The sequence below is a fragment of the Aquamicrobium sp. NLF2-7 genome (genome assembly GCF_022359935.1).
GTDB lineage: Bacteria > Pseudomonadota > Alphaproteobacteria > Rhizobiales > Rhizobiaceae > Mesorhizobium > Mesorhizobium lusatiense.
The window spans coordinates 2,369,534-2,389,502 of the sequence record NZ_JAKSED010000001.1; the positions used below are offsets into that span (position 1 = coordinate 2,369,534).

At 62.5% G+C, this 19,969-nt stretch carries 19 protein-coding genes; 16 read left to right on the forward strand and 3 right to left on the reverse strand.

Features of this window, described 5'->3' with window-relative positions; genetic code table 11:
* Window positions 1-74 precede the first annotated feature (74 nt).
* The 6 genes from MIC97_RS11710 (at window position 75) to MIC97_RS11735 (ending at window position 6,422) form a co-directional block, all read left to right on the forward strand.
* The gene (locus MIC97_RS11710) at window positions 75-554 is read left to right on the forward strand and encodes a formate dehydrogenase subunit gamma (RefSeq protein ID WP_239800168.1); all 480 of its coding nucleotides are present in this window, start codon (window positions 75-77) and stop codon (window positions 552-554) included.
* Window positions 551-2,107 carry an NADH-quinone oxidoreductase subunit NuoF gene (locus tag MIC97_RS11715; RefSeq protein WP_239800169.1) on the forward strand — a complete coding sequence of 519 codons (1,557 nt, stop codon included), beginning with the start codon at window positions 551-553 and terminating at the stop codon, window positions 2,105-2,107. The genes MIC97_RS11710 and MIC97_RS11715 overlap by 4 nt, the downstream gene beginning before the upstream one ends.
* Window positions 2,104-2,325 (forward strand): DUF4287 domain-containing protein, encoded by a 222-nt coding sequence (locus MIC97_RS11720; RefSeq protein WP_239800170.1) that lies wholly within the window; start codon window positions 2,104-2,106, stop codon window positions 2,323-2,325. The genes MIC97_RS11715 and MIC97_RS11720 overlap by 4 nt, the downstream gene beginning before the upstream one ends.
* 41 nt (window positions 2,326-2,366) lie before the next feature.
* A complete protein-coding gene (fdhF, locus tag MIC97_RS11725; RefSeq protein ID WP_239800171.1) occupies window positions 2,367-5,240 on the forward strand; it encodes a formate dehydrogenase subunit alpha in 2,874 nt (957 codons plus the stop codon).
* A 68-nt stretch (window positions 5,241-5,308) separates the two neighbouring features.
* A complete protein-coding gene (fdhD, locus tag MIC97_RS11730; protein WP_239800172.1) occupies window positions 5,309-6,196 on the forward strand; it encodes a formate dehydrogenase accessory sulfurtransferase FdhD in 888 nt (295 codons plus the stop codon).
* A complete protein-coding gene (locus MIC97_RS11735; RefSeq protein ID WP_239800173.1) occupies window positions 6,186-6,422 on the forward strand; it encodes a formate dehydrogenase subunit delta in 237 nt (78 codons plus the stop codon). Before fdhD ends, MIC97_RS11735 begins: the two co-directional genes overlap by 11 nt.
* Before the next feature lie 36 nt (window positions 6,423-6,458).
* Here MIC97_RS11735 and MIC97_RS11740 read toward each other — a convergent pair whose 3' ends face one another.
* On the reverse strand, window positions 6,459-7,046 hold the full coding sequence (locus MIC97_RS11740) for a TetR family transcriptional regulator (protein ID WP_239800174.1): 588 nt from the start codon (window positions 7,044-7,046) through the stop codon (window positions 6,459-6,461).
* A gap of 125 nt (window positions 7,047-7,171) precedes the next feature.
* Between MIC97_RS11740 and MIC97_RS11745 the strand changes: the two genes are divergently transcribed.
* The 8 genes from MIC97_RS11745 to MIC97_RS11780 all read left to right on the forward strand — a co-directional run bounded on the left by MIC97_RS11745 (window position 7,172) and on the right by MIC97_RS11780 (window position 17,572).
* Entirely contained in the window at window positions 7,172-8,386 is a 1,215-nt protein-coding gene (locus tag MIC97_RS11745) for an efflux RND transporter periplasmic adaptor subunit (protein ID WP_239800175.1), read from the forward strand.
* Window positions 8,383-11,481 (forward strand): efflux RND transporter permease subunit, encoded by a 3,099-nt coding sequence (locus tag MIC97_RS11750; protein ID WP_239800176.1) that lies wholly within the window; start codon window positions 8,383-8,385, stop codon window positions 11,479-11,481. The genes MIC97_RS11745 and MIC97_RS11750 overlap by 4 nt, the downstream gene beginning before the upstream one ends.
* 221 nt (window positions 11,482-11,702) lie before the next feature.
* On the forward strand, window positions 11,703-13,538 hold the full coding sequence (gene ilvD / locus MIC97_RS11755) for a dihydroxy-acid dehydratase (RefSeq protein ID WP_239800177.1): 1,836 nt from the start codon (window positions 11,703-11,705) through the stop codon (window positions 13,536-13,538).
* Window positions 13,539-13,668: 130 nt separating this feature from the next.
* The gene (locus MIC97_RS11760) at window positions 13,669-13,920 is read left to right on the forward strand and encodes a hypothetical protein (RefSeq protein WP_183826257.1); all 252 of its coding nucleotides are present in this window, start codon (window positions 13,669-13,671) and stop codon (window positions 13,918-13,920) included.
* 164 nt (window positions 13,921-14,084) lie between these two features.
* Window positions 14,085-14,999 (forward strand): DMT family transporter, encoded by a 915-nt coding sequence (locus MIC97_RS11765; protein ID WP_239800178.1) that lies wholly within the window; start codon window positions 14,085-14,087, stop codon window positions 14,997-14,999.
* Entirely contained in the window at window positions 15,000-15,506 is a 507-nt protein-coding gene (locus tag MIC97_RS11770) for a GAF domain-containing protein (RefSeq protein ID WP_239800179.1), read from the forward strand.
* Window positions 15,503-16,825, forward strand: coding sequence for an ActS/PrrB/RegB family redox-sensitive histidine kinase (locus MIC97_RS11775; RefSeq protein WP_183826266.1), 1,323 nt, complete (start codon window positions 15,503-15,505; stop codon window positions 16,823-16,825). The genes MIC97_RS11770 and MIC97_RS11775 overlap by 4 nt, the downstream gene beginning before the upstream one ends.
* 183 nt (window positions 16,826-17,008) lie before the next feature.
* Window positions 17,009-17,572, forward strand: coding sequence for an ActR/PrrA/RegA family redox response regulator transcription factor (locus tag MIC97_RS11780; protein ID WP_183826269.1), 564 nt, complete (start codon window positions 17,009-17,011; stop codon window positions 17,570-17,572).
* A gap of 9 nt (window positions 17,573-17,581) precedes the next feature.
* Here MIC97_RS11780 and MIC97_RS11785 read toward each other — a convergent pair whose 3' ends face one another.
* Window positions 17,582-18,082: an MmcB family DNA repair protein gene (locus tag MIC97_RS11785; protein ID WP_239800180.1), complete on the reverse strand. Its 501-nt coding sequence runs from the start codon at window positions 18,080-18,082 to the stop codon at window positions 17,582-17,584.
* A gap of 360 nt (window positions 18,083-18,442) precedes the next feature.
* Between MIC97_RS11785 and MIC97_RS11790 the strand changes: the two genes are divergently transcribed.
* Window positions 18,443-18,649, forward strand: a complete 207-nt coding sequence (locus MIC97_RS11790; RefSeq protein ID WP_239800181.1) for a hypothetical protein — start codon at window positions 18,443-18,445, stop codon at window positions 18,647-18,649.
* Window positions 18,650-18,705: 56 nt separating this feature from the next.
* Here MIC97_RS11790 and cueR read toward each other — a convergent pair whose 3' ends face one another.
* The gene (gene cueR / locus MIC97_RS11795) at window positions 18,706-19,107 is read right to left on the reverse strand and encodes a Cu(I)-responsive transcriptional regulator (protein ID WP_239800182.1); all 402 of its coding nucleotides are present in this window, start codon (window positions 19,105-19,107) and stop codon (window positions 18,706-18,708) included.
* A 199-nt stretch (window positions 19,108-19,306) separates the two neighbouring features.
* Between cueR and MIC97_RS11800 the strand changes: the two genes are divergently transcribed.
* Window positions 19,307-19,921 carry a L,D-transpeptidase gene (locus tag MIC97_RS11800; RefSeq protein ID WP_239800183.1) on the forward strand — a complete coding sequence of 205 codons (615 nt, stop codon included), beginning with the start codon at window positions 19,307-19,309 and terminating at the stop codon, window positions 19,919-19,921.
* Window positions 19,922-19,969: the final 48 nt, after the last annotated feature.

Sequence of the window (19,969 nt, forward strand, 5' to 3'; positions counted from 1 at the left end):
TGATCAGAGCGTTATTCTCTGATTGCATAACGGTCTGGCGAGGAGATATCGCTGTTGTTCAGGGAGGGCGCTGCATGGTCATGCAGAGCGCAGGTACCGGGATCGAGGCGCAGGTTGCGTCGATCGTCGATGGCATGAGATACATGGAGGGGCCGCTTCTGCCCATCCTGCACGAGGTGCAGGAGGAGTTCGGCTATGTGCCGCAGGAAGCCCTTCCGGTTATCGCCAAAGCCCTCAACCTGTCGCGCGCCGAGGTTTATGGCGTCGTTTCCTTCTATCACGATTACCGCAAGGAGCCGGCCGGCCGCCATGTGCTGAAGGTCTGCCAGGCCGAATCCTGCCAGTCGATGGGCTCTGACGAGGTCGCCGCGCGTTTCAAACAGGCGCTCGGCATCGGCTTTCACCAGACCACCCCCGATGGGCGGGTGACGCTGGAGCCGGTCTATTGCCTCGGCATGTGCGCCTGCTCACCCGCCGCCATGCTCGACGGCGAGGTCATCGGCCGCATCGATGCCGCGCGCGTCGACGAGATCATCGCGGAGGTGCGCCGGTGAAGCCAGTCATCTACATTCCCGGCGATTCAGGCGCGCTGGCACTCGGAGCCGACAAGGTCGCGGCAGCCATTTCCGCCGAGCTGAAGGAGCGCGGCATCGAGGCGAAGATCGTGCGCAACGGTTCGCGGGGCGCTTATTTTCTGGAGCCCATGGTCGAGGTCGGGACCGATGCGGGCCGTGTCGCTTACGGTCCGGTGCGTCCGTCTCAGGTAAAGAGCCTGTTCGATGCCGGTTTCCTGACCGGCGGCGCACATGAGCTGGCGCTGGGCGACCCGGAAAAAATCCCGTTCTTCGCGCGCCAGACGCGGCTGACCTTCGCCCGCTGCGGCATCATCGATCCGTTCTCGCTGGAGGACTATGAGCGCCATGGCGGGCTAGCCGGCCTGCGCAAGGCTGCCGCGATGGCTCCGCTCGAGATCGTGACCGAGGTGACGGAATCGGGCCTGCGCGGGCGCGGCGGCGCCGGCTTCCCCACCGGCATCAAGTGGAAAACGGTGCTCGATACGGATGATGTGCGCAAATACATCGTCTGCAATGCCGACGAAGGCGATTCCGGCACCTTTGCCGATCGCATGATCATGGAGGGCGACCCCTTCGTGCTGATCGAGGGCATGGCGATCGCCGGCCTTGCCACCGGCGCGACCAAAGGCTTCCTCTACACCCGTTCCGAATATCCGCATGCCATAGCCGCCATGCGCCGGGCCGTGGAAATCGCGCGGCGCGCGAAAATCCTGGGGCCGGATGTGATGGGCTCGGGCCGCGCCTTCGACATGGAAGTGCGCGAGGGCGCCGGCGCCTATGTCTGCGGCGAGGAAACGGCGCTGCTCGACAGTCTCGAGGGCAAGCGCGGCATGGTGCGCGCCAAGCCGCCGCTGCCGGCCCACAAGGGCCTGTTCGGCAAGCCGACGGTGATCAACAACGTCATAAGTCTCGCCTCCGTGCCGATCATCCTCGACAAGGGCGCCGCCTATTATAAGGACTTCGGCATGGGCCGCTCGCGCGGCACCATCCCGATCCAGATCGCCGGCAACATCCGTTATCCCGGCCTGTTCGAAACCGCCTTCGGCCTGACGCTCGGCGAGATCGTCGACGACATCGGCGGCGGCACCGCAACCGGCCGCCCGGTCAAGGCCGTGCAGGTGGGCGGACCGCTCGGCGCCTATTTTCCGCGCGATCTGTTCGATACACCGTTCGACTACGAGGCTTTCGCGGCGAAGGACGGGCTGATCGGCCATGCCGGCATCACGGTCTTCGACGACAGTGCCGATATGCTGAAGCAGGCGCGCTTCGCCATGGAGTTCTGCGCGATCGAGAGCTGCGGCAAGTGCACGCCCTGCCGGATCGGTTCCACGCGCGGTGTCGAGGTGCTGGACAAGCTGGCCGCCGGCATTGCGCCGGACACCCAGATCGAGCTCGTCACCGACCTGTGCAACACCATGAAGTTCGGCTCGCTCTGCGCGCTCGGTGGTTTCACGCCCTATCCGGTGATGAGTGCGCTGACCCACTTCCCTGAAGATTTCAGGCCGGCGCCGATGCGGGAGGCCGCTGAATGACGACGCAGGATAAGGTCAGGGGTCCGGCTTCCTACTTTCCGTCGATCGAGCAGAAGTACGGAAAGCCGATCTCACACTGGAAAGACCTTATCGAAAGCCAGACCGGCAAGAAGCACATGGAGCTTGTCGCATGGCTGAAGGAAACGCATGGCCTCGGCCATGGCCACGCCAACGCGCTGGTCGCTGATACGCTCGCGGCACGCAAAGGCAAAGACTGAACCGGCGCCGGAAGAGCGCTGCTTTCAAGGGGAGTCTCGACATGGGTCTCGTTCACGAAACCGACTACGGCACACCTGAATCGCGGGCCGAAAAGCAGGTCACGCTGATTGTCGACGGCAAGCCGGTCACGGTTCCGGAAGGAACCTCGATCATGCGCGCCTCGATGGAGGCGGGGGTCGAGATTCCGAAGCTGTGCGCCACCGACATGCTGGACTCCTTCGGCTCCTGCCGCATCTGCCTGGTGGAGATCGAGGGCCGCAACGGAACGCCCGCTTCCTGCACCACGCCGGTGGGCGAAGGCATGGTCGTCCACACCCGTTCCGACCGGCTCGATGCCATCCGCAAGGGTGTGATGGAGCTTTACGTTTCCGATCATCCCAGTGGCTGGAATGAACAGCGCGGCACCGGCCAGAGCGAGTTCGACAAGGTGGCGGCCACCGTCGGGCTTGAACAGAATCGCTACGGTCTGGACGGGCGCAACCACGTCGCGCCCGGCAATGGCTCGCTCAACATCGACTATCTGGTCCGCGACGAAACCAACCCCTATTTCACCTATGACCCTTCCCAATGCATCGTCTGCTCGCGCTGCGTGCGGGCCTGCGAGGACGTGCAGGGCACCTTCGCGCTGACCATCGATGGCCGGGGCTTCGATTCCCGCATCACCCCCGGCATGCACGAGGACTTCGTGGAGTCCGAATGCGTGTCCTGCGGCGCCTGCGTGCAGGCCTGCCCCACCGATGCACTGCGCGAAAAAACCGTTCTCGAACACGGCATGCCCGAGCGCTCCGTGGTCACCACCTGTGCCTATTGCGGTGTCGGCTGTTCGTTCAAGGCAGAGGTCAAGGGCGATGAGGTGCTGCGCATGGTCCCCTACAAGGGCGGCGAGGCCAATCATGGCCACAGCTGCGTCAAGGGCCGCTTCGCCTATGGCTATGCCACGCACAGGGACCGCATTCTGAAGCCGATGATCCGCGAGCGGATTTCCGATCCGTGGCGCGAGGTGAGCTGGGAGGAGGCAATCAGCCACGCGGCGAGCGAGTTCCGCCGCATCCAGTACCAGTACGGCCGCGCCTCCATCGGCGGCATCACTTCCTCGCGCTGCACGAACGAAGAAACCTATCTCGTCCAGAAGCTGGTGCGTCAGGGCTTCGGCAACAACAATGTCGACACCTGCGCCCGCGTCTGCCATTCGCCGACCGGCTATGGCCTCGGTCAGGCCTACGGCACCTCGGCCGGAACGCAGGATTTCGATTCGGTCGAGGAAAGCGATGTCATCGTCGTCATCGGCGCCAATCCGACCGATGCGCATCCCGTGTTTGGCTCGCGCATGAAGAAGCGCATCCGCGAGGGCGCGCGGCTGATCGTCATCGATCCGCGCCGCACCGATCTCGTCAAGAGCCCGCATATCATGGCGGATTACCATCTGGCCCTGCGGCCCGGCACCAATGTCGCCATGCTCACCGCGATTGCCCATGTCATCGTCACCGAAGGTCTGGTGAACGAGCAGTTCGTACGCGAGCGCTGCGAATGGGATGCTTTTCAGGACTGGGCCGAATTCGTCGCCGACGAAGCCAACAGCCCTGAAGCAATTGCCGACTATATCGGTGTGTCTGCCGAAGACATCCGTGGGGCCGCGCGCCTCTACGCCACCGGCGGCAACGGCGCGATCTATTACGGCCTCGGCGTGACCGAGCACAGCCAGGGCTCGACCTCGGTGATGGCCATCGCCAATCTCGCCATGGCGACCGGCAATATCGGCCGCCGCGGCGTCGGCGTGAACCCGCTGCGCGGTCAGAACAATGTGCAGGGCTCCTGCGACATGGGTTCGTTCCCGCACGAATTGCCGGGCTATCGCCACATCTCCGGCGATGCCACCCGCGCCATCTTCGAGGAGCTGTGGGGCGTCAAGCTCGACAACGAACCGGGCCTGCGCATTCCCAACATGCTGGATGCCGCCGTCGACGGCACCTTCAAGGGCATCTATGTGCAGGGTGAGGACATTCTCCAGTCCGATCCCGACACGCACCACGTCGCCGCAGGCCTCGCGGCCATGGAATGCGTGGTGGTTCAGGACCTGTTCCTGAACGAGACCGCCAACTATGCCCATGTGTTCCTGCCGGGTTCGACCTTCATGGAGAAGGACGGCACCTTCACCAATGCCGAACGCCGCATCAACCGCGTGCGCAAGGTGATGGAACCGAAGGCTCGCTATGCGGACTGGGAGGCGACGCAGGAACTGGCGCGCGCCCTCGGCTTCGACTGGAACTACACCCACCCTTCGCAGATCATGGATGAAATCGCGGCCACGACGCCGAGCTTTGCCAATGTGTCCTACGAGTTGCTGGAGAAGATGGGCTCGGTGCAGTGGCCCTGCAACGACAGCGCGCCTGAAGGCACGCCGATCATGCACCTCGACGGCTTCGTGCGCGGCAAGGGCAGGTTCATCCGCACCGAATATGTGGCGACCGACGAGAAGACGGGACCGCGCTTCCCGCTGCTGCTCACCACCGGCCGCATTCTGTCGCAATATAATGTCGGCGCGCAGACGCGGCGCACGGACAATGTCGTGTGGCATGACGAGGACCGGCTGGAAATCCATCCTCACGATGCCGAGCATCGCGGCATCCGCAACGGCGACTGGGTGCGCGTGGCAAGCCGCGCCGGCGAGACGACGCTGCGGGCGCTGATCACGGACCGGGTCTCACCGGGCGTGGTCTACACCACATTCCACCATCCGCTGACACAGGCCAATGTCGTCACCACCGACTATTCGGACTGGGCGACCAACTGTCCCGAATACAAGGTCACTGCCGTGCAGATCATGCCGTCCAACGGTCCGAGCGACTGGCAGGTCGAGTATGAGGAGCAGGCCCGCCGCAGCCGGCGTATCGCGCCGCTGGCGGCTGCCGAGTGAAAAAGCGGGTGAACAGGTGTGGCGGGGCAGGGAAGACGCAGGACGGTGCATGATGCTATGGTTGCGCCATGACACGTTCTGACGCTGTGCTTTCCCCCGCCTGTTCTCCCGCCACGTCCGATGGCGTTGAAGACCCGCGCCCTGTCGTCACCGCGACGCGGCGCATCACCCATCGTGGCGAGGGTATCGCCGCCGCCGACCGCATGGTGCCGGAGGAGACGCCGATCGCGCTCTCCTATGGCGGCACCACCCATGCGGTGATGATGGCTTCGCCCGCCGATTTCGAGGATTTCGCGCTCGGCTTTTCCATAACCGAAGGCATTGTCGCGGCGGCCGGCGAGATCGAGGCGGTGGAGGTTCAGGATCTGGGGGCTGGCATCGACATCCAGATCCGCCTGCGTGACAGCGCCAACAGGCGCTTCGAAGCCCGGCGTCGCCGGCTCGCCGGCCCGGTTGGCTGCGGCCTGTGCGGCATCGAATCGATCGAGGAGGCGATGCGCAGCGTGGACGAGGTGGATGCCTCGCAACTCAGGCTGACGCCGGACGACGTCACGCGCGCGGTGCGGCTTCTGTCGGGCCTGCAGCCGATGCATCGGCAAACGGGCGCCGTTCATGCGGCGGGCTTCTATCTGCCGGGCAAGGGCGTGGTCATGGCCCGCGAGGATGTGGGTCGCCACAACGCGCTGGACAAGCTGGCCGGTGCGCTGTCACGGGAAGGCATTTCCGGGCAGGGTGGTGCGGTGGTCGTGACCTCGCGCGTTTCCGTCGAAATGGTGCAGAAAACCGCTGCCATCGGCGCGCCCTTCATCATCGCCGTCTCCGCGCCGACGGCGCTCGCCATAAGAACCGCCGAAGCCGCTGGCATGACGCTGATCGCGCTGGTGCGCGGCGACGATTTCGACATCTTCACCCATCCCGATCGCGTCGTTACCGGAGGTGCCCGGCATGTCGCCTGACAAGCTCGTCTACCAGGCCAATCAAATCGCCCGGTTCTTTCACTCAAAGCCGCATGAAGAGGGGGTGGCCGGCATCGCCGAGCACATCAACAAGTTCTGGGAGCCGCGCATGCGCCGCCAGTTCTTCGAGCTCATCAGGGCCGGAGATGCGGGTTTCGACAATCTGGTCGTCGAGGCCGCCGCACATATCCGTCCGCCCCCGGCAGCCGAAAAGGTCGCTGGCTGACACCATCGGAGATTTCGGAAAAGGATCGGCCCGGATCTATTCGGCCGGAGGCAGTTCCGGAGCATCCTTCACGCCAATTTGATTCGGGGCGCTGTCCGCCATGGCGATGAGCGCATCGAGAAGGATCTGCCGCTCGTCTTCGCTGAGCGTGTGAAATTCAAACAGCGTCATGCTGCGCAGGCCCTCGATTGCCAGATAGACGACAAGCAGGGCTTGCAGATCCGGCGTTTTCGTCTTCAGCCGTTCGAAAAGCTGGCGCTTGAAGGATTTGATTGGCGTCAGGAATTCAGGATCCTGGGCGATTGCGGAGAAAATCCAGGAGGCTGAAGCTTCAGTCTCCCGACATTCCTCCATCGAAAGCCGGATATAGGCGCGCAGCAGATTTTTTTGCGAATCGGCAGCGTGAGCATCTTCCAGAGAAGCCTGAAAGTCCTGCAAATGCTGCTCCACAAGCGCCTGCATGAGTTTTGCCTTGCTCGGGAAATTGTAAAGCAGCCCGCCTTTCGATATACCCGCACGGCTGGCAACAGCGTCGAGCGAGAGATTGCCGGGGCCGGCTTCTCGCGCTACATCCGCTGCTGCAGCAAGGATTTTATCGCGTGAATTGGACTTTCTGGGTTTCATGAGCTTTCCCATACGAAGCCTGAACCCAATTGACAATACCGTCCGGACGGTACAGTAGAGATCCCCGAATTTACCCCACGCTGTCCGAAAGCCTGTTCCAGACCAGCCGACCGAGAGGGACTACCTTGATCAAGCGCTTCATCATCGCATTCATCCTGCTTGTGGTCGTCTGCGGCGGCATAGTCGGATTCAACCTGTTCCGCGACAAGGCGATTCAGGATTTCTTCGCCAACATGCCGGTCAATCCCGTGGCTGTGTCGACCTTCAAGGTCGAACCGATCACCTGGACGCCGAAGCTTGAGGCCATCGGCACGGTCGCGGCCGCGCAGGGCGTCGACCTGACCGTGGAAACGACGGGCATCGTCAAGGAAATCCTGTTCAAGGCCAATGACAAGGTCGAGCAGGGTCAGGTGCTGGTGCGGCTCGACGATGCCGTTCAGAAGGCTGACCTCGAAGCTGCGAAGACGCAGGAAGCGCTCGACAAGCAGGCGCTCGACCGCGCCGTGGCGCTGCAGAAGCGCGGCGTCGGCACCGATGCCACCCTCGATAACGCGCGCGCCGCCTGGCAGACCTCTACGTCGCAGGTTGTTAAGCTGCAGGCCGTTCTCGACCAGAAGCTGCTGAAGGCGCCTTTCTCCGGCACCATCGGCATTCCGCGCATCGAGGTAGGCCAGTATGTGGCTCCGGGCAACGCGGTGACGACGCTTCAGGACCTCGACACCATGCGCGCCGATTTCAGCGTTGCCGAGCAGCGTTTCCCCGACCTTCAGATCGGGCGTGACGTCCTGTTCGGGCTGGATGGCGATGAGATGCCCTATAAGGGCGCCATCACCGGCATAGATCCCAAGATCGATCCCGCCAGCCGTCTGGCCTCGGCCCGCGCTGGAATCTCCAATCCAGACGGCAAGCTGAGCCCCGGCCAGTTCGTGCAGGTGCGTGTGGTTCTGCCAAGCGAGGAAAACATCATCGCCGTGCCGCAGACGGCCGTTATCACCAGCCTCTATGGCGACTATGTCTATGTGGTGCGCCCTGCCGCGGAGCGGAAGGCCGGTGCTGCCGCTGCCGGAACGGAGCCTGCCAAGGAAGAGGCCGCCCCAGCTGACGCCGCCAAGCCTGCCGAACCGGCCAAGGCGGATGACAAGCAGTCTCTGGTCGCCAATCAGGTGTTCGTGACCATCGGCCGCCGCAGCGACGGCCGTGTCGAGATCATCAAGGGTATCTCCGCCGGCGATGAGGTCGTGACTGCCGGCCAGAACCGCCTCAACAATGGCTCAGCCGTCTTCATCGACAACGCGGTCGATCCGTCCAAGGGCGGACAGCCCGGGAGCAAGAGCGAATGAATTTCTCCGCACTTTTCATCAGGCGACCGGTCCTTTCCACCGTTGTCGCGCTGCTGATCCTGCTGCTTGGCTTTCAGGGCCTGTTCAACCTGTCGGTGCGTGAATATCCGAAGGTCGACGAGACGGTCATCACCGTCACCACGGTCTATGCCGGCGCCAGCCCGGATCTGATTCAGGGGTTCATCACCGCGCCCATCGCGGAAGCGGTGGCGACCACGGAAAACATCGACTACGTCAGCTCCCAGAGCATGCCGTCCTCGTCGGTGGTGACCGTGCAGATGAAGCTCGGCTCCGACCCTGACACCGCCCTGACCGAAGTGATGTCCAAGGTGCAGGAAGTGCGCAGCAAACTGCCCAGCGGCGCTAAGGACCCCACCATCGTCAAGGGTACCGGACAGCAGTTCGCGATCATGTATCTGGCGGTGCAAAGCCCGCACATGACCTCCGAGCAGGTGACGGAATATATCGACCGGGTGCTGCGCCCGCGCATGTCCACGATTGAGGGCGTTGCGCAGGTGCAGGTGCTGGGCGCGGCGAACTACTCCATGCGCGTGTGGATCGACCCGATCCGGCTCGCCGCCCATGGTCTGACCGCGGCCGAAGTGCTGGGCGCGATCAACAATTCGAACTTCCTCGCCGCGCCGGGCAAGACCGAAAACGAATATGTCGCGCAGTCGATCACCATGGAATCGACGCTGCAGACGCCCGAAACATTCGGTGCGCTGCCGCTGAAGAGCAATGGCGACGGCATCGTTCGCTTGCGCGATGTCGCGAAAATCGATCTGGCCGCGCAAAGCACCGATACGCGCGTTGTCTTCAACGGTGAGCCGGGCACCTTCATCGGTATCTTCCCGACGCCGTCGGCCAACCCGCTCGACACCGCGTCTGCCGTGGAAAAGGAACTGCCTGCCATTCAGGAAACCCTGCCGCAGGACATGAACATCACCCTGGTCTATGACGCGACCGAGCAGATCAGCGCGTCGATCAAGGAGGTTTTCAAGACCATCGGCGAAGCGGTGATCATCGTTATTCTGGTGATCCTGCTGTTCCTCGGGTCGCTGCGCTCGGTTGTGATGCCGGTCATCACCATTCCGCTGTCGCTGATCGGTGTCGGCTTCCTGCTTTTCCTTGCCGGTTATTCGATCAACCTTCTGTCGCTGCTGGCCATGGTTCTGGCCATCGGCCTCGTCGTCGACGACGCCATCGTGGTGGTGGAGAACATCCACCGTCACATGGAGGAGGGGCTCAGTCCGATGGATGCCGCGTTCGTCGGCATGCGCGAGATCACCGGCCCGGTCGTCTCCATGACGATCACGCTGGCTGCCGTGTTCGCGCCGCTCGCCTTCACCGGCGGCCTCACCGGCTCGCTGTTCCGCGAGTTCGCGCTGACACTGGCGGGGGCGGTGGTCATTTCCGGCGTGGTCGCCATCACGGTCACGCCGATGATGTCGGCGCGGCTGCTGAAGTCCGGCAGCCACAGCCGGTTCGCGGCCTTCATCGACAGAACCTTCGATCGCATCGCCAATCGCTATGAGCGCCTCGTTGCCGGTTCGCTGAACTACCGTCCGGTGACGCTGATGGTGGTCGTCGCACTGGTGTCGGTCACCGGCTTCATGTTCATGAAGACGTCGAGCGAGCTGGCGCCGGAGGAAGATGTCGGCGCGCTGTTCTCTCTGGTCACCGCACCGCGCTACGCGACCTCGGATTACACCAGCCTTTATCTTGATCAGATCTACGAGGTCACGAAGGATCTGCCCGAACTGCGGGCCGCCTTCTCGGTGGTCGGCATCGGTGGCGGCACCAACAGCGGTTTCGCCATCTGGGCGTTCAAGGACTGGGCGCAGCGCACCCGCTCGCAAAAGGACATTCAGGCGGACATTCAGGGGCGTCTGGGCAAGGTCGCCGGCGTCGAAGCGCTGGTGTTCGCGCCGCCCTCGTTGCCGGGTGCCGGTGGCGGTCTGCCGATCTCCGTCGTCATCCAGTCTACGGGCGAGGCCAGCCAGGTCTATGAGGTTGCCGAGAAGATCAGGCAGGAGGCCCAGGCCTCGGGCCGGTTCATCATCGTGCAGAACTCGCTGTCCTTCGATGCGCCGCAGGTGACGGTCACGGTCGACCGCGATCGGGCCGCGGCCATGAACATCCCCATCAGCGCCATCGGTCAGACGCTGGGTCTTCTGGTCGGCGGTGCTGAAGTGGCGCAGTTCGACCGCGACTCCAAGTCCTATGACATCATTCCGCAGGTGCCGCAGGAGTATCGCAACAACCCAGAACGTCTGGGTGACTTCTACGTCCGCGCGACGACCGGGGAGATGGTGCCGCTTTCGGCGGTGATCACCATCAAGACCAACTCGTCGCCCGCCTCGATCGACCAGTTCAACCAGCTGAACTCGGCAACGATCTCGGCGCTGCCGGTTCCGGGGGTCACCACAGGCACGGGTGTGGAGACCATCGAGCAGATCACGCGCGCGGCACTTCCGGACGGCTTCTTCGTCGATTACTCCGGTCAGACGCGTCTGGAGAAGGAGCAGGGCAACACCATCATGATCGCTTTCGCGGCTGCGGTGGTGGTCATCTATCTGGTGCTGGCCGCACAGTTCGAAAGCTTCCGCGATCCGCTCATCATCATGATGTCGGTGCCGCTTTCGATCTTCGGGGCAATCGTGCCGCTCAATCTGGGGCTTGGAACGCTCAACATCTACACGCAGGTAGGCCTGATCACGCTGATAGGCCTGATCACCAAACATGGTATTCTGCTTGTGGAGTTCGCGAACCAGCTTCGCGGCGAGCAGGGTCTGTCGCGGCGCGAGGGCATCATCGCTTCCGCCAAGGTGCGCCTGCGCCCGATCCTGATGACCACGGCAGCCATGGCGCTTGGCGTCGTGCCGCTGATCATGGCGCAGGGAGCGGGTGCCGCTGCCCGTCACTCGATGGGTCTGGTGATCTTCTCCGGTGTTCTCATCGGCACCATGTTCACCCTGTTCGTGGTCCCGATGTTCTACACCTTCCTTGCCAGCAAGGATCAGGGCGATGCCTATGACCGCGAGCCGGCCATGGTGCCGGGCACGCCGGAGGCAAAGCCTACGGCCGGTCACTAAGGCAACAGCCTTGCCGGCGGCCGCTGGCGTGTAGAGGTCAGAAAAAGCCCAGTAAGCCCGGCAGTCCGCCGGGCTTACTGCTTTTCGGCGAGCGGCATGGCAGGGTGCGACGCGGTGACGTTGCGACAGAAAAGATTGGCATATATGACGCCCCGGTCCTATGCTGCCTGCCGCCAGTCAGGACGCGTCATCGCTGTAGCCTAGTAGCCAAGGAAATTCGAATGCCTCCCTATCGTTCACGTACGACCACCCACGGCCGCAATATGGCGGGAGCCCGCGGGCTATGGCGTGCTACCGGCATGAAGGATTCGGATTTCGGCAAGCCCATTATTGCGGTGGTGAACTCCTTCACCCAGTTCGTTCCGGGCCATGTGCACCTGAAGGATCTTGGCCAGCTTGTCGCGCGCGAAATCGAGCGCGCCGGCGGCGTTGCCAAGGAGTTCAACACTATCGCCGTGGATGACGGCATCGCCATGGGCCATGACGGCATGCTCTATTCGCTGCCGTCGCGCGAGATCATCGCCGACTCGGTCGAATACATGGTCAACGCCCACTGCGCTGACGCCATGGTCTGCATTTCCAACTGCGACAAGATCACGCCCGGCATGCTGAATGCCGCGATGCGCCTCAACATTCCTTCCGTGTTCGTTTCAGGCGGACCGATGGAGGCCGGCAAGGTGGTGCTGAAGGGCAAGACACACGCCCTCGATCTGGTCGACGCTATGGTTGCAGCCGCCGATGACAACATGTCCGACGACGACGTCAGGGCGATCGAGCGTTCGGCCTGCCCGACCTGCGGCTCGTGCTCGGGTATGTTCACGGCGAATTCCATGAACTGCTTGACCGAGGCACTCGGCCTGTCGCTGCCGGGCAACGGCTCGACGCTGGCCACCCATGCCGACCGCAAGCGCCTTTTCGTCGAGGCGGGGCATCTGGTGGTCGATATCGCCCGCCGCTACTACGAGCAGGACGATACCAGCGTGTTGCCGCGCTCGGTGGCCAACAAGAAGGCGTTCGAGAACGCCATGTCGCTCGACATCGCCATGGGCGGTTCCACCAACACCGTTCTGCACATTCTTGCCGCGGCGCATGAGGGCCGGATCGACTTCGATCTGAAAGACATCGACGCGCTGTCGCGCCGGGTGCCGTGCCTGTCCAAGGTTGCCCCTGCCAAGGCCGACGTCCACATGGAAGACGTGCACCGCGCCGGCGGCATCATGCGCATTCTCGGCGAGCTTGATCGCGGTGGCCTCATCCACCGCGACACGCCGACAGTGCATGCCGAGACGCTGGGCGACGCCATCGACCGCTGGGACATCACCCGCACCACCAGCGAGAATGTACGCACGTTCTTTCGCGCTGCCCCCGGCGGTATCCCGACCCAGACCGCCTTCAGCCAGGAGGCACGCTGGGACGAACTGGACATGGACGGCGAAAAGGGTGTCATCCGCTCCGTCGAGCACCCCTTCACGAAGGATGGCGGACTTGCGGTGCTGCGCGGCAACATCGCGCTCGACGGCTGCATCGTGAAGACCGCTGGCGTCGATGAGAAGATCCTGAAATTCACCGGCCCTGCAAAAGTGTTCGAGAGCCAGGATTCGGCGGTGAAGGGCATTCTCGGCAACGAGGTCAAGGCCGGCGACGTGGTCGTCATCCGCTATGAGGGACCGAAGGGCGGACCGGGCATGCAGGAAATGCTCTATCCGACCAGCTACCTGAAGTCGAAGGGGCTGGGCGCAGCCTGTGCGCTGTTGACCGACGGGCGCTTTTCCGGTGGCACATCGGGCCTTTCCATCGGTCATGTGTCTCCGGAAGCAGCCCTTGGCGGCACCATCGGGCTGGTGCGCGAAGGCGATATCATCGCGATCGATATTCCCGGACGCAGCATCGAGTTGCTGGTGGACGAAGCCGAGCTTGCCCGGCGCCGCGCCGAGCAGGATGAAAAAGGCTGGAAGCCGGCCGAAAAGCGCAAGCGCAACGTTACCCAGGCGCTTCGGGCCTATGCCGCTTTCGCCACCAGTGCCGACAAGGGCGCTGTTCGCCACGTTCCGGAATAAAGTTTTAGCGCCCCGCTTTTTCATACAGCGGGGCGTTTTGTCTTCGTAGGCAAAGAAGATCCGCTATTTGCCACAATCGGATGGTGATATAGGAATCGTTCCCGGGCAGGGACCATTCGAGGATCTTGAGATGCTTTTGCGAACGATAACCGTCATTGGTCTCGGTCTTTTTCTTTCCGGCTGCATGACCGTCGAGCAGCAGCGCACCGCCGATGAGGAGAAGTGCCGCTCCTATGGCTTCACCCGCAAGAACGATGCCTTTGCCGAATGCCTGCAAAGGCTGGAACTCGACCGGCGGGCGGCCGCACGCGAGAACCGCTATGTGGATCCATTCCCGCGGGTGATCTACCGCCCCGTCTATGTGCCGGTGCAGCCGAAGTAAGGAAGTTCCGGCGAAAGTTCTAAGCCGCAATGTGTTCGCAATCGCGTTAAAGCGAACTCCCGGCGCTGGTGTTCTTCTGCACCAGTCGAATTTGCTCGCAAAATCGGTGCGGCGCGGATAACAGCGCATTATGGGCCTGATGGGCCTTTGCAGGGAAATGCGCCATGTCTCGGCTGTCCGGACTCGTAAACCGCAATCTGATCGTTGCCGGCATTCTTCTGATGCTGGCTGGCGACTTCATGTTTGCACTCAACGACGCCATGGGCAAATGGCTGGTTGCAAGCTTTTCCGTCGGGCAGGTGGTTTTCGTCCGCTCTGTCGGGGCCTTTATCATCCTTGGCCCGATGATCGCGCGGCAGGGGGCTGCGCGGCTGTTCAATCTCGACCGCATCGGCCTGCAGATCGCCCGTGTCGTCGCCACCGCGCTCGATACGCTTTTGTTCTACGCCGCTGTCGTTCACCTGCCTCTGGCCGATGTGATGAGCTTCTACATGGCCGGTCCGATCTATGTCGCGGCGCTGTCGCACATGTTCCTTGGCGAGAAGGTCGGATGGCGCCGCTGGCTTGCCATCACCATTGGCTTCTGCGGCGTGCTGGTCATGCTCAAGCCGTCAACGGCTGCCCTGTCGATCGAATCGCTCTATGCGCTGATCGGATCGATCTCGTTTGCCGTGGCAATCGTGCTGAGCCGTCTGCTGCGCGGCACCAGCGACACGGCGCTGGTGACCTGGCAGACCATCGGCGTCGGCCTGTGCGGCGGCATCATGGCTATCGGCGAGTGGCACCATGCAGCGCCCGTCGATTATGGCGCGATGCTCCTGCTCGGGGTGGTTTCCGGTGCTGCGCATCTGATGATTACGCGCGCTCTGAAGATGGCGCCCGCCTCGACGCTGGCGCCCCTGCACTACACGCTGCTGTTGTGGGCTGTGGTGTTCGGCATTCTCTTCTTCAATGATATTCCCGGTCCGCGTATCCTGATCGGCGCGGCCATCGTCGTGCTCGCCGGTCTGTTCATCTTCCATCGCCAGAACGTCAAGGATACCGTGCCGCCCGAAAACGTACCCAAAGGCGTCAACTGAATGTTTGAAGCAAGCCGCATCGACAGCACCGACAAACCCTCCTTCTACCGGGAGCTCGCGGCGCAGATGACGGCGCTGCTTTCGGGCGAAAGCGATGAGATCGCCAATGCGGCCAATGCGGCCGCTCTGATCTTTCAGTCCATGCCGGAGCTGAACTGGGCCGGATTCTACTTTCTGCGCTCGCCGCAGGAGCTGGTTGTTGGGCCATTTCAGGGCAAGCCGGCCTGCGTGCGCATCCCGGTAGGTCGCGGCGTGTGCGGAACGGCGGTTGCCGAGCGGCGCTCCATCCGTGTCCACGATGTCACCGAGGTCGAGAACCACATCTTCTGCGATCCTGATTCGCGCTCCGAGCTGGTGGTGCCGCTGATCCGCCACGGTGCGGTGCTTGGCGTGCTCGATCTCGACAGCCCGGTTCCCGGCCGCTTCGATGCCGATGATCAGGCCGGTGTCGAGCGTCTCGTTGCCATCTATCTTGCCGCCTGCGGCGCGGCGGAAGGGGCGCAATGATGGGCCTGAATTCACCGGACCTGCGCCAAAGCTATCGCCTGCGGCTCAACACGCTGATCCGGCTGCGCTGGCTCGCCATTTTTGGCCAGAGCGTTGCCGTGCTCATCGTCGCCTACTGGCTGGAGTTTCCGCTGCCGGTCGGCCTGTGCTTCGCGCTGATTGCCGCCTCGGCATGGATGAATCTGTGGCTGGCTTTCCGCTATCCGGCAGCACACCGGCTCACACCACTGGCCGCCATGGGGCTGCTGACATTCGATACCTTCCAGCTTGCCGGTCTGCTCTACCTGACCGGCGGGCTTACCAATCCCTTCTCGCTGCTGCTCATCGTGCCGGTGGTCATTTCAGCCACTTCCCTGCCACTCAGGCTGACCGCATTTCAGGCCGTATTGGTGATTGCCGTTGCCTCGCTGCTGGTTTTCTTCCACCGGCCGCTGCCGTGGACCGAAGGCACGGAACTGATGATGCCGTTCGTCTATGTCGCCGGCATGTGGATGGCTGTGCTGTCGGCGACCGCTTTCGCCGCCATTTACGCCTTCCGGGTGGCCGAGGAAGCTCGGCTCCTGTCCGATGCGCTCGCCGCCACCGAACTGGTGCTGCAGCGCGAACAGCATCTGTCGGCGCTGGATGGCCTGGCGGCTGCCGCCGCCCATGAACTCGGCACGCCGCTCGCCACAATTTCTCTGGTTGCGCGCGAGATGGAAAAGGCGCTCGGCAAGGATCCGAAATACAGCGAGGACGTGACCCTGCTGCGCAGCCAGAGCGAGCGGTGCCGGGAAATCCTCAAGCGCCTGACCAGCCTGTCCTCGGAGGGCGAGCCGCAGATGGCGCGTCTGCCGCTGACCTCCTTGGTCGAGGAAGTCAGTGCCCCGCACCGCGATTTCGGCATCACCATCCGCCTCCAGCCCGGCGATTGCCTTGGACCGGAGCCGGTCGGGCGCCGCAATCCGGGTGTGCTCTACGGCCTTGGCAATCTGGTCGAGAACGCGGTTGATTTTGCCCATACCAGCGTCAGCATACGCTGGGGCTGGGACGACAATTTCGTGTCGCTGTCCATTCTCGACGATGGCTCGGGCTTTCCTGTCGAAGTGCTTGATCGCATCGGCGAGCCCTATATGTCCACGCGGCAGGGCGCGGAGCCGGGCGGCGGGCTGGGGCTTGGCCTGTTCATCGCCAAGACGCTGCTTGAGCGTTCCGGCGCAACCATCAGCTTCGGCAATTCCAACAAGCCGGGTGAAGGCGCCATGGTCAGGGTGCGCTGGCCGCGCAGTGATTTCGTCTATGCCGAGGAAAGCACCACCTTGCCGCTGCGAAAAGCGTGAGCCGGAGCGGACGGAGTCTTTCGTGCCGGTTCTGCATGAAAACAGGGCAAGAAATCGCGAATCATGCGTTCGGCAGGGGAATGATGATCTCGGGCGCGCTCAAAAATTGGACAGCGGCGCTCAACACATATATTTCCGTACAAGGACGATTTGTCGCGTGCAATTGAAGTGGGGTTGAGGATCATGACAGGCGAAGATGGCAATGGTGGCCTGGTGACAGGTGACGACACCTCGCTGCTGGTCGTGGACGACGACAAGCCTTTCCTCACACGCCTTGCACGAGCCATGGAAACGCGCGGCTTCGTCGTCGATACGGCCGAAAGTGTCGAGGAAGCGGTCGCCAAGGCGCGCGCCAACCCGCCAGCCTATGCGGTGGTGGACATGCGCCTCGGCGATGGCAACGGGCTCGATGTGGTCGCGGCCATCCGCGAGAAGCGCGAGGATGCGCGCACCGTGATCCTCACCGGCTATGGCAACATCGCCACCGCGGTGACGGCGGTGAAGCTTGGCGCTGTCGACTATCTGTCGAAGCCGGCCGACGCCGATGACGTTTTTGCAGCATTGACCCGGCAGTCCGGCGAGCGCGCCGCTCCGCCAGAAAACCCCATGTCCGCGGACCGGGTGCGATGGGAGCACATCCAGCGCGTCTACGAGATGTGCGAGCGCAACGTGTCGGAAACGGCGCGCCGCCTCAACATGCACCGGCGCACCCTTCAGCGCATTCTGGCCAAGCGCGCCCCGCGCTGAGGCCTGATTTCACTCGCTTTCGCCGTCCAGAACGGGAACGGACACGCCGGCAAGCTCGGCCGCCAGCAGGCGTGCCGCACCGGCGCGGGCGATTCGCAGCATCAGCGCCTTGCGCGTGGCTGCCGCCATGCGGTGTTCCGGGGCATCGCGCATGATTTCCGCGCCATAGCCGTCAGAGAGGATGAAGCCGCAGTCCTGCGGAAAGATTTCGGCGGGCACGCCCGGATGGGTGGCGAAGAACAGCCGGTCCGAATGCAGCCGGTAGTCCGGCCATTTGCGGTCGACACGAAAGTCCTCCACCGACGACTTGATCTCGATGATCCAGATGTCGCCCTGCCGGGTCAGCGCCACGAGGTCAGCGCGGCGTCCGGTGGCGAGCGACAGTTCCGGCAGCACATGCGCACCCATTTCCATGAGCAGGCGCTGAACGCCGCGCCGCACCAGCATGGCGCGCTCGGACTGGCGGCCATCGGCAAGAGGATTGCGAAGAATCGGGGACACAATGGGCATCAGCCATTATCGCCGATTTTGTTCACGGTTTGAACCCGTTGTGAGAGATTGCCGTAAGTCCTGGAAAGATCAGGTTTTACAAACACTTACCGCATCTTCTCTTGAAGGGTTTGGAGCTAGGACAACTTGTTGGTGTAAAAGCGATGATTCAGACTTGCAGGTTAACCGCTAGCGCCCGATGCTTTGTGAGTCTGTTGGTCGATTCGAAATACCAAACAGATGGGTCGGCTTTTCCTGCCAGAAAAGCCGACCCTTGGTAGAACCGCCGGATAGGGCGGAAATTTGTGGCCACGCCGGGACCATTGTCCCGTTTGGGTCTCAAGTCAAGTCCTGTCCGGTCTTTTCAAGAAAGTTAGGACTATGGATCAGAATATCCGAAAGCCCAGTCATCGGCTGACTTTTGAAGAAGCCGTAGAAGTTCAAATTCGTATTTTAAGGGGTGAGCTTCATAGTCGCATCGCTCCCGATTATGACGTTAATGCCGGACGAATTTCCGAGGTTAAAACCGGAAAGATTCATCACGGCAGCTATGAAGAGGCTCTTCGACGGTTGGATAAGGCCGCCTAAGAAAATCTTGTGTTGGAGGGCAGGTGGTCAATTTGCCCTTCAACATTGCGCATAGCTTAATTGACGCTTCCCTCGCTGCCAGCCATCTCTTCGAGGATCGGGCAATCGGGGCGGTCGTCGCCATGGCAGGCGTGGATGAGCTTGTTGAGCGTGGCGCGCATCGATTGCAGTTCGAGGATCTTGTCCTCGATCGCCGCGACATGGCTCGAGGCGATGCGGTGCACGTCGGCGCTGGCGCGCGAGCGGTCACGGTAGAGCGCCATCAGCTGGCGGCAGTCCTCGATCGGGAAGCCGAGATTGCGGGCCCGCTTCAGGAACGCCAGCCGGTGCACATCTTCGGGCGAATAGTCGCGATAACCGTTGGCCGAGCGCTGCGGCAGGATCAGACCGATCTCTTCGTAGTAGCGGATCGTCTTGGCGGGAAGCCCGGTACGGCGGGCGGCATCTCCGACATTCATGGATGAAGACCTTTCGGAGTTCTGATCAGATGTGATGTTCAGGCCACATACTGTTGCGATATGGCAACAGTATGCAGCTTACGCGCGATCAACAGCCGTCATATAGGAGCTGCTTGCTTGGCAGGCAAAGAAAAGCCGTCATCAATACTGCGCGAGCCGAATCGGCTTCACAAGAACAATCGGGAGGCAGGTTCAGTCGATGCGGTTCAGAACGATACTTGCGGTCCTTGCGCTCAGTGCATCCGTAGCAGGGTGCAGCACCATCGGCCCGATGCCGATGTTCACAAGCAGCTACGGCGCGGTCAGTGATGCGGGTTACAGCCTGCCGCGCATTCCCATCGAAAAGGTGGACCGGAAATATCACCGCCAGATCGTGCGTTACGACACCAGTGAAGCGCCGGGCACCATCATCGTCGATACCAGCAACAAGTTCCTTTATCTCGTGCAGGAAAACGGCAAGGCCATGCGCTATGGCATCGGTGTTGGCCGCGAAGGTTTCGAATGGCGCGGCACCGCCCGCGTTGCCATGAAGCGCGAATGGCCGACATGGACGCCGCCGGCGGCGATGATCAAGCGTCAGCCGGAACTGGCCAAACACGCCAATGGCATGAAGCCCGGCCTCGGCAATCCGCTCGGGGCGCGTGCGCTTTACCTTTACAACAAGGGCGGTGACACCGGTTACCGACTGCATGGCACCCCGGAATGGGCCTCGATCGGCAAGGCCATGTCATCCGGCTGCATCCGCCTGATGAATCAGGATATCATCGATCTCTATGAGCGCACCGAGAAAGGTGCCAAGGTGGTCGTGCTGTAGGGATGCAGCAAAACTATCCTGCACACAGGGCAGTGAGAATTTCATGCG